General features: G+C 66.9%; 7 protein-coding genes. All 7 read right to left on the bottom strand.

Translation table 11 applies throughout. The annotated features are described in order from the left end of the window. Positions 1 to 40: 40 nt before the first annotated feature. The 7 genes from gshB to PMI14_RS06000 all read right to left on the bottom strand — a co-directional run bounded on the left by gshB (position 41) and on the right by PMI14_RS06000 (position 10,097). Complete coding sequence (gshB, locus tag PMI14_RS06030; protein WP_007851224.1) at positions 41 to 1,000, bottom strand: glutathione synthase; 960 nt, start codon at positions 998 to 1,000, stop codon at positions 41 to 43. Positions 1,001 to 1,084: 84 nt separating this feature from the next. Beyond that, on the bottom strand, positions 1,085 to 2,272 hold the full coding sequence (locus tag PMI14_RS06025; protein ID WP_007851222.1) for a benzoate/H(+) symporter BenE family transporter: 1,188 nt from the start codon (positions 2,270 to 2,272) through the stop codon (positions 1,085 to 1,087). Between the two features lie 77 nt (positions 2,273 to 2,349). Further along, on the bottom strand, positions 2,350 to 4,218 hold the full coding sequence (locus PMI14_RS06020; protein ID WP_035202579.1) for a potassium transporter Kup: 1,869 nt from the start codon (positions 4,216 to 4,218) through the stop codon (positions 2,350 to 2,352). A 199-nt stretch (positions 4,219 to 4,417) separates the two neighbouring features. Next, on the bottom strand, positions 4,418 to 5,713 hold the full coding sequence (gshA, locus tag PMI14_RS06015; RefSeq protein ID WP_007851219.1) for a glutamate--cysteine ligase: 1,296 nt from the start codon (positions 5,711 to 5,713) through the stop codon (positions 4,418 to 4,420). A gap of 96 nt (positions 5,714 to 5,809) precedes the next feature. After that, positions 5,810 to 7,276, bottom strand: a complete 1,467-nt coding sequence (locus PMI14_RS06010; RefSeq protein ID WP_007851218.1) for a TrkH family potassium uptake protein — start codon at positions 7,274 to 7,276, stop codon at positions 5,810 to 5,812. Positions 7,277 to 7,292: 16 nt separating this feature from the next. Then, positions 7,293 to 8,747, bottom strand: a complete 1,455-nt coding sequence (gene trkA / locus PMI14_RS06005) for a Trk system potassium transporter TrkA (protein WP_007851217.1) — start codon at positions 8,745 to 8,747, stop codon at positions 7,293 to 7,295. Between the two features lie 69 nt (positions 8,748 to 8,816). Further along, positions 8,817 to 10,097: a glutamate-5-semialdehyde dehydrogenase gene (locus PMI14_RS06000; protein ID WP_007851216.1), complete on the bottom strand. Its 1,281-nt coding sequence runs from the start codon at positions 10,095 to 10,097 to the stop codon at positions 8,817 to 8,819. Between the last annotated feature and the right edge of the window lie 238 nt (positions 10,098 to 10,335).

The following is a 10,335-nucleotide window of genomic DNA, read 5'->3' as shown; positions in this document are numbered from 1 at the left end:
CTATAGCACGAGTTTTGGGGCGGCCGGGGAAGTTGCCGACTTAGCGCGCGGGCAAGGCAGCCAGGGCCGCCTCCAGTGCATCGATGAACAGGGCCGCCACGTCGCAGCCGGTCTGGTCGAAGATCTCCTGGAAGCAGGTGGGGCTGGTGACGTTGATCTCGGTGACGCAGTCACCGATCACGTCGACACCGGCCAGCAGCAGGCCGCGCTCCTGCAGGATGGGACCCAGGGCGTTGCCGATCTCCCAGTCGCGCTCGGACAGGGGGCGGGCCACGCCCTTGCCGCCAGCGGCCAGGTTGCCGCGCACTTCGGTGCCCTGGGGAATGCGCGCCAGGCAATAGGGGACCGGCTTGCCGCCAATGACCAGCACGCGCTTGTCGCCTTCGGAGATCTGGGGCAGGAATTTCTGCACCATCACGCTCTCGGCGCCATCCTTGTTCAGCGTCTCGATGATGCTGCCCAGGTTCAGGCCGTCCGGCCCCACGCGGAAGATGCCCATGCCGCCCATGCCATCCAGGGGTTTGAGGATGATGTCCTTGTGCTCGGCGTGGAAGCTGCGGATGTCTGCCGGGTCGCGCGTGACCAGGGTGGGGCCGATGAACTGCGGGAACTCCATGATCGCCAGCTTCTCGGGGTGGTCGCGCAATGCCCGGGGCTTGTTGAACACGCGCGCACCATCGCGCTCGGCCTGTTCCAGCATGTGGGTGGCGTAGAAGTATTCGCTGTCGAACGGCGGGTCCTTGCGCATCAGCACCGCGCCGAAGTCGGCCAGCACGGCAGTGCGCACGGGCTGCTCGGTGTACCAGTCGTCCGGGTGGCCGGTGAGCACGATGTCGCGCACGCGCGCCGTCACCTTGCCGCCGCGCTGCCAGCTGACGTCCTGCGGGCCGCACACCGTGATCGTGTGACCACGGCGCTGGGCCTCGCGCATCATGGCGAAGGTGGTGTCCTTGTAGATCTTGAAGCTGGCCAGCGGGTCGGCGATGAAGAGGATTTGCATGGACTGGAAGATGGATGGATGTGGAAAAGACCGGCGCCCCATGGCCAGGGAGGGCTTCTCTATATACAGAGGGGAAGGAAGCCGTCAGCCGCCCTGGGTGCGCGTACGCCCGTACTGTTGCACAAATAGCGCAAGGCTGCCTGCGACCACGCCCCAGAAAGCCGAGCCCACGCCCGCCACCACCACGCCGCTGAGCGTGACCAGGAAGGTGATGAGCGCCGCCTCGCGGTGCCCCTCCTCGCGCAGCGCAGTCGCCAGGCCATTGCCGATGGTGCCCAGCAGGGCCAGCCCGGCGATGGCGGCGATCAGCTCCTTGGGAAAGGCGGTGAGCAGGCCGGTGATCACCGCGCCAAAAATCCCGATCACCACGTAGATGGCCCCGCAGGACACGGCGGCCGTGTAGCGGCGTGCACGGTCCTCATGGGCTTCGGGCCCCATGCACATGGCGGCCGTGATGGCGCTGAAATTGAGGGCGAAGGCTCCGAAGGGTGCCAGAACCAGGGTAGCGAGCCCCGATAGCGTGAGCAGGCGCGAGACCGGCAGCGGGTAACCCGATGCACGGATGACCGCCACGCCAGGCAGGTTCTGCGAGGCCATGGTCACCACGAACAGGGGGATGGCCAGGCTCACCAGGGCCGACAGGCTGAACTGCGGCGTGGTCCAGACCGGCACCGCCAACGAGAACTGAACGGCCGACCAGGCCATCTGCCCACGCAGCGCCACCCAGGCGATGCCTACGGCCAGCGTGAGCACCACGGCATAGCGCGGCAGCAGGCGGCGACCCAGCAGGTAAGTACCCAGCATCAGCAGCACCAGGGGCAGTGCGGTCTGCGCCGCTGTGAAGGCCTGGATGCCGAAGCGCGCCAGCACGCCGGCCAGCAGCGCGGCCGCAATCTCCATGGGAATGCGGTTCATGATGCGCTCGAACCAGCCGGTGATGCCGCACAGCGTGATCAGCACGGCACTGACCATGAAGGCACCGACGGCCTCGGCCATGCTGAAGCCACCGGCCAACCCGGCGGTGGCCAGCACCGCCGCGCCCGGCGTGGACCAGGCGATCATGACCGGCATGCGCAGGATGAGTGATGGCACCAGGGAGCACAGCCCCATGCCCAGCCCCAGCGCCCACATCCAGGACGTGATCTGCCCCGGCGTGGCGTGGAAGGCCTGGGCCGCCTGGAAGACGATGGCCACCGAGCTCGTGAAGCCCACCAACACCGCCACGAAGCCCGCGGTGAAAGCCGACAGGCTCAGGTCTTTGAAAAACTGCATGGGCAGGATTCTGCATCGCGCACCGAAGCGGTGCACGGCGGGGGCTATCGGCCCCGCAGTCCCCTGCCCCAGGGGCGTCAGATCTCGATCTTCGAGCCCAGCTCCACCACCGCATTGTTGGGCAGGTGCAGGAAGTCCGCAGCGCCACTGGCATTGTGGTGCATCTGGGCGAAGAGTTTCTCGCGCCAGGGCGCCATGCCGCTGCCGATGGTGGGCACCACGGTATCGCGCGACAGGAAGTAGCTCGTGGTCATCGGCTCCATGCCGCAGCCCCGGCCGCGCAGTTGCTCCAGCGCGCGTGGCAGGTCCGGATCGTTCTTGAAGCCGTAGTGCACCACCACCTGCCAGCAGTCATGGCCCAGGGCATCCACCTGCAGGCGCTTGTCCATGCCGATCCAGGGCACCTCATGGCTCTTGACCGTCACGAACAGGTTCTGCTCGTGCAGCACCTTGTTGTGCTTGAGGTTGTGCAAGAGCGCATTGGGCACGACACCCGTCTCGGCCGTGAGGAACACTGCCGTGCCTTCCACGCGCGTGGGCGGGCTGATGAACACCGACTCCAGGAAGTCCTTGAGGTCGATGGCATCGGCGCGCAGCTTGTCGTTGACCAGGTGGCGCCCCTGCTTCCAGGTCATCATCAAGGTGAAGACGACCCCGCCGATCATCAGCGGGAACCAGCCGCCCGCGAACAGCTTGAGCAGGTTGGAGGCAAAGAAGGCCAGGTCCACCACGAAGAAGCAGCCCGTGGCGGCCACGCACAACGCCAGGGGGTAGCCCCAGCCGTAGCGGATCACGAAGAAGGTCAGCGTGGTGGTGATCAGCATGTCCAGCGTCACCGCGATGCCGTAGGCAGCGGCCAGGTTGCTCGACGAGCGGAACATCACCACCGCGAGCACGATGGCCACGAACAGGCCCCAGTTCACGAGCGGCATGTAGATCTGGCCGGTATCGCGCACGCTGGTGTGCTGGATGTTCAGGCGCGGCAGGTAGCCGAGCTGGATGGCCTGCTTGGTCACGCTGAAGGCGCCCGTGATCAGCGCCTGCGAGGCGATCACCGTGGCCATGGTGGCCAGCACCACCAGGGGCAGCAGGGCCCAGCTGGGGGCCATCATGAAGAACGGGTTCTTCACGGCCTCGGGCTCGGCCAGCAGCAGGGCGCCCTGGCCGAAGTAGTTGAGGACGAGTGCCGGCATGGCCACGCAGAACCAGGCCAGGCGGATGGGCCGCTTGCCGAAATGCCCGAGATCGGCATACAGCGCCTCGGCCCCGGTCACGCACAGCACCACAGCGCCCAGGATGATGAAACTGGTGCCTGGATTGGCCCACATGAAGCCCAGGGCGTAGTGCGGGCTCATCGCCCAGAGAATTTCGGGGTGGGTGACGATGTGGGACACGCCCAGGATGGCCAGGGTAGCGAACCACACCAGGGTGATGGGCCCGAAGAACTTGCCGATGCCGCTGGTGCCGCGCTTTTGCACCAGGAACAGGCAGAACAGCACGACCAGGGTCAGCGGTATCACGTACTGCTTGAAGTGCGGCGAGACCACCTCCAGCCCTTCCACCGCCGACAGCACCGAGATCGCCGGGGTGATGACCCCATCGCCGTAGAACAGCGAGGTGCCGAAGATGCCCACGCCCAGCAGCAGGCCGCGCAGGCGGGGTTTGTCCTTCACGGCCTGGGAGGCCAGGGCCAGCATGGCGATCAGCCCGCCCTCGCCGTTGTTGTCGGCGCGCAGCACCAACACCACGTACTTCAGTGACACGATGACCGTGAGCGTCCAGAACAGGATGGACAGGATGCCGTAGATGTTGTCCTGGGTGAAGGGCACATGCCCCGACCCGAAGACCTCCTTGACCGCATACAGCACGCTGGTGCCGATATCACCGTAGACAACACCGATGGCGCCCAGCGTGAGCGCTGCGAGCGAGGATTTGGAGCTTTGCACTGACCGCACCCGGCACACGTGGCTGCCGGGGTTCCGTTACTTTTGGGAACGCTATTGTGCTCCTGCGGTGGTGCAGCGGCGCACCAGCCCGGGGCATGTTGCAACGCAGCAACTGCCCTCTGGCGCCCCGTTGGCAGACGTGGCAGGCAGGTGTGTGGGGCCTGTTGGCCCGCCTTCCACCCTCTTTAGAGAGGGCACCTCAGTCGTAGACTTCGGCGTCCGGATTGGTGGCTTCGAGCTCGTAGCTGGCAGCGAGCATGGCCAGGCGAGCGACCACGCCGTACATGTAAAAGCGGTTGGGTGCGCTCACGCCCGGGCGCATGCCCGGCTGGGGCATGTGCGTGCTGTGCTCGAAGGCCAGGGGCACAAAGCTCGCGCCCGGTGCGTTCAGGTTCTCGTCGGTGCCGCGCTCGGCGTGCATGCGGTAGAAGCCGCCCACCACGTAGCGGTCCATCATGTAGACCACGGGTTCGGCCACGGCATCGTTCACGCGCTCCTGGGTGAGCACGCCCTCCTGGATGATCACGTCGTTGACCACCTGACCGTCCTTGATCACGGCCATCTTGTTGCGCGTCTTGCGGTTGAGCGCGTCGAGCTCCTTGGCGTCGCGCACCGTCATGATGCCCATGCCGTAGGTGCCGTTGTTGGCCTTGACGATCACGAAGGGCTTTTCGTTGATGCCGTATTCCTTGTACTTGCGGCGCACCTTGGTGAGCAGGGCGTCCACATTCGTCTGCAGGTTCTCCATGCCTGCACCTTCGGAGAAGTCCACATCGCCGCACTGGCTGAACATGGGATTCACCAGCCAGGGGTCGATGCCCAGCATCTTGCCGAAGCGCTTGGCCACCTCTTCGTAGTTCTTGAAGTGGGTGCTCTTCTTGCGCACGCTCCAGCCGGCGTGCAGCGGCGGCAGCAGGTACTGCTCGTGGATGTCTTCCAGGATGCCCGGTGCGCCTGCCGTGAGGTCGTTGTTGAGCAGGATGGTGCAGGGGTCGAAGTCCTTGAGCCCCAGGCGGCGCTTGGTGCGCACCACGGGCTCCAGCGTCACCGTGTCACCATTGGGCAGCTCGATCAGGGTGGGCTTCTTGATCTCGGGGCTGATGGAGCCCACGCGCACGTTGAGCCCGGCCATGTTGAAGATGCGCTGCAGCTGCACCACATTCGACAGGTAGAAGGTGTTGCGCGTGTGGTTCTCGGGAATGATCAGCAGGTTGCGTGCCTCGGGGCAGATCTTCTCGATGGCGGCCATGGCGGCCTGCACGGCCAGCGGCAGCATCTCCTTGGTCAGGTTGTTCCAGCCGCCGGGAAACAGATTGGTGTCCACCGGGGCCAGCTTGAAGCCGGCATTGCGGATGTCCACCGAGGTGTAGAACGGCGGGGTGTGCTCCATCCACTCCAGGCGGAACCAGCGCTCGATGGCGGGCATGGAGTCGAGCACACGCTGCTCGAGTTCGTTGATCGGCCCGGTCAGGGCCGTGATGAGGTGCGGAACCATGGAAAACCTTACGTGGAGGCGGGTCTATTGCGGTGGCGGGCCATTGTAGGGTGGGGGCGTGACCAATTGTTCGCAAGCCCGCCCGGCGGCTTTCTTTCACCGCCGCCAGAACGACGGCGTCAGCAGCGCCATGAAGCTTAGGATCTCGAGCCGCCCGAGCAGCATGGCGAGGGTGCAGACCCAGATCTGGAAATCGGTGAGCACCGAGAAATTCGACGCCGGTCCCACGCTGCCCAGGCCCGGCCCGGCGCAGTTGACGCTGGCCAGCACCACCGAGAAGGCAGTCACCGGGTCCAGGTCGGTGAGCAGCAGCAGCATGCTCAGCCCGAAGACCGTGCCACCGTAGACCAGCATGAAGGCCAGCACCGAGAAGATCACGCGGTTGTCCACCACGCCGCCACCCAGGCACACCGGCTGCACGGCGCGCGGGTGCACCAGGCGGTTCATCTCGCGGCGCGCCTGCTTGACCAGGATGAGCATGCGCACCATCTTGATCCCGCCACCGGTCGACCCTGCACTGGTGGCCACTCCCGACAGCAGCAGCATGAACACGGGCGCGAACACCGGCCAGGCCAGGTAGTCCACCGTGGCATAGCCGGTGGTGGTGGCCAGCGATATGGTGTTGAACATGCCATGGCGCAGTGCATCGAGCGGCGCGTACACCCCCTTGGCCCAGAGCAGCAGCGCCACCACCAGCCCGCCGCCGGTCAGCGCGAACAGCGTGGCGCGCAACTCCGGGTCGCCCCAGAAGCCGCGCCAGTGCCCCTTGCGGAAGGCCACGAAGTACAGCGCGAAGTTGCAGCTGGCGACCAGCATGAAGAAGATGCAGATGGCTTCGAGCAGTGGCGACTGGAAATGTCCGAAGCTCGCATCATAGGAAGACAACCCCCCCAGGCTCACCGTGGTGAACATGTGCATCAGCGCATCCAGCGGCGCCATGCCGGCGAGCCAGTAGGCCAGGCCGCAGGACACGGAGAACAGCGCATACACGCCCCACAGCCCCTTGGCCGTGCCCGTCATGCGCGGCGTGAGCTTGGCGTCCTTGAGCGGGCCGGCGGCTTCGGCCTTGAACAGCTGGCTGCCGCCTACACCCAGCAGTGGCAGCACGGCCACGGCCAGGACCAGGATGCCCATGCCCCCCACCCACTGCAGGAAGGTGCGCCACACGTTGACCGACACCGGCAGCGTGTCGAGCCCGCTGAGCACCGTGGAGCCGCTCGTGGTCAGGCCCGACACGGCCTCGAAATAAGCGTGCGTGAACGACATGGGGCGCCCGATATAGTGCCCCGCCAGCATCAACGGCAGCGCCGCGGCCAGTGGCAGCAGCATCCAGACCAGCGACACCAGCATGACCCCGTGGCGCGGCTGCAGCTCATGGCGAAAGTGGCGCAGGCGCCACCAGAGCCAGGCGCCGGCCATGAAGGTGGCGCCCATGGCCTGTGGGTACACATACCAGATGCCGTCGCGCGTCCAGAGCGATACCGCCAGCGGCAGCCCCATGGTCAGCGAGAAGATCATGGCCAGGATGCCCAGCACGCGCAGGACGGGGAACATGTCCACCATGGTGTTCAGTGCTGCGTCAGAAGAACGTGGCGCTCACGCGAAAGAGCTTCTCCACTTCGCGCACCAGCCGCTTGTGCGGCAGGAAGAACACGACGTGGTCGTTGCTCTCGATCACCGTGGAGCTGCGCGGGATGATGACCTGGGGCTCGCGCAGGTCCTCGGGCGAGACGTCGGGCGAATCTGGCAGGCCGCGCACGATGAGCCCCATGTGCACCTCGCCGGGCAGCTGCAGTTCGCTGACCTTGCGGCCCACCACGCGCGAGCTCTTGCGATCGCCACGTGCCACGATCTCCAGTGCCTCGGCCACGCCGCGGCGCAGGCTGTGCACGGCCTGGACGTCGCCCTGGCGCACATAGGCCAGCAGCTCGCCGAGCATGGCTTGCGCGGGCGACAGCGCAATGTCGATCTGCGTGCCGTGCATCAGGTCGGCATAGCTGCGCCGGTTGATCAGCGCCAGCACCCGGCGCGCGCCCATGCGCTTGGCCAGCAGGCAGGACATGATGTTGTTCTCGTCATCGTCGGTGAGCGCAAGGAAGAGGTCGATCTCCTCGATGTTCTCGTCCCCCAGCAGGTCCTCGTCGGTGGCATCGCCCTGCAACACCAGGGTGTCGGCAGGCAGCAGGGAGGCCAGCTCGGTGCAGCGCTGCATGTCGCCCTCGATGATCTTCACGCGAAAGCGCCCACCCTGTTTCGCCAGCTGTCGCGCCAGGCGCAGACCCACGCGCCCGCCACCGGCGATCATGATGCGGCGAACGGGCTGCACGGCCGTGGCGCCGCGCCGGTGCAGGGCCGCGAGCACGTACGCAATGTGCTCGCTGGCCGCAAGCACGAAGACCTCGTCGCCCGGCTCGATGCGGGTGGTGCCGTCACACGCCACGAAGCGGTCGGGCTCGTCGGGAAAGCGCCGGTAGATGGCCACGATGCGCACCGCCACGTCGGGCGCGCCGGCCCGCAGTTCGGCAATGGTGTGGCCCACCATGGGCGCCCCGGCCCGTGCGCGCACCGAGGCCAGGCAGGCCCGGCCGCCCGCGAACTCACGCACCTGCATGGCCTCGGGGTACTCGATAAGCTTGCCGATGTAGCGGGTCAGCGACTCTTCGGGGCAGATGATGCGGTCCACCGCAAAGCCTTCGGGCCCGACCAGCCGCTCGTCATCGTCGAAGCCCGAGGAGCGCACGCGCGCGATGCGCGTGGGAATGCTGAACAGCACCTGCGCGATCTTGCAGCACACCAGGTTGGTCTCGTCCTGCGCGGCGCAGGCGATCAGCAGGTCGGTGTCGTGCGCACCGGCCTCGGCCAGCACCTGCGGGTCGATGCCGCTGCCGACCACGCCGCGCAGGTCGAAGCGCGACTCCAGGTCGCGCAGGCGCGCAGCATCGGTGTCGATGACGGTGATGTCGTTGCGCTCGGAGACCAGGCTCTCGGCCACGCTGTGGCCGACACGGCCGGCACCCAGGATGATGATTTTCACGGGGGAATGATGGGTACAGGCGGCGGGCGCGTCAAGCCGGCTGCCGCACGCGGCAGCCGGGGCGGGGGATCAGCCGCGCACCTCGCCTTCGCCCAGCACCACGTACTTGAGCGAGGTCAGGCCCTCGATGCCCACGGGGCCGCGGGCATGGAACTTGTCGGTGCTGATGCCGATCTCTGCGCCCAGGCCGTACTCGAAGCCATCGGCAAAGCGCGTGCTGGCATTGACCATGACGCTGGCCGAGTCCACTTCGCGCAGGAAGCGCTGGGCGTGCACGTGGTTGGTGGTGAGGATGGCGTCCGTGTGGTGCGAGGAATAGTGGTTGATGTGCGCGATCGCCTCGTCCACGCCCGCCACCACCTTGATGCTGATGATGGGCGCCAGGTATTCCTCGGACCAATCCTGCTCGGTGGCATCGACCAGCCTGGCGCCGGCCACCGGCGCCAGCAGCGCGCGGCTCTCGGGGCAGACCCGCATCTCCACCCCCTTGGCGGCGTAGACGGCGCCGATCAGCGGCAGAAACTCGGCGGCCACGCCGCGCGCGACCAGCAGGCCCTCGCTGGCATTGCAGGGGCTGTACTTCTGGGTCTTGGCGTTGTCGGCCACCTTGACGGCCATGGCCACGTCGCAGGGGTCGTCCACGTAGGTGTGGCAGTTGCCGTCCAGGTGCTTGATCACGGGCACCTTGGCATCGCGGCTGATGCGCTCGATCAGGCCCTTGCCACCGCGCGGGATGATCACGTCCACGAACTGCGGCATGGCGATGAGCTGGCCCACGGCCTCGCGGTCGGTGGTCTGCACCAGCTGTACCGCGTCCTCTGGCAAACCGGCCTCGGCCAGCGCCAGCTGCACCAGGCGCGCCAGCGCCTTGTTGGAATCGATGGCTTCCGAGCCGCCGCGCAGGATGCAGGCGTTGCCGCTCTTGATGGACAGGCTCGCGGCCTCGATGGTCACGTTGGGGCGGCTCTCGTAGATCATGCCGAACACGCCGAGGGGCACGCGCATCTGGCCCACGCGGATGCCGCTGGGCTGCTGCTTCATGCCGATGATCTCGCCAATCACGTCGGCCATGGCCGCCAGCTGTTCACAGCCCTCGGCACAGGTGTCGAGCACCTTGGGCGTGAGTTTCAGGCGGTCCACCAGGGGTTCGGCCAGGCCGGCGGCACGGGCACGTTCCAGGTCGCGGGCATTGTCCACCTGCAGTGCGGCGGTGTGCTCGCGCAGCAGGCGCGCCAGGGCGCGCAGGGCCTTGTTCTTGACGGCGGCCGGCGCGCGCGCCATGAGGGCAGAGGCGGCCTTGGCCTGGGATCCGAGGGTGTGCGTGTATTCAGCCACGTTGAGCGCGTTCATGGCCCCGATTCTCGCAGAAGCGCCCTGCCCCTGCGCACCCCAGGGAAGGCATGCCGGCAATGCCGGGAGGGAGGTGCCGGTTTGTCCGCCAGCCGCCTCCCTGGCGGACCGGCGATCCCGGCATCCGCCCACAGGCACTCAGTTGAGCGTGTGCACCACCCGGTAACGCCCCGCGCGCACCATCTCAGCGGCCGCACTGGCATCATCCCCCACCCCGTACCCCACCACCAGCTGCACG

Origin of the sequence: Acidovorax sp. CF316 (assembly GCF_000276605.1) — a bacterium.
GTDB lineage: Bacteria > Pseudomonadota > Gammaproteobacteria > Burkholderiales > Burkholderiaceae_C > Acidovorax.
The sequence above is the reverse complement of the archived record's forward strand: the minus strand, read 5'-3'. Positions and strand labels throughout refer to the sequence as shown.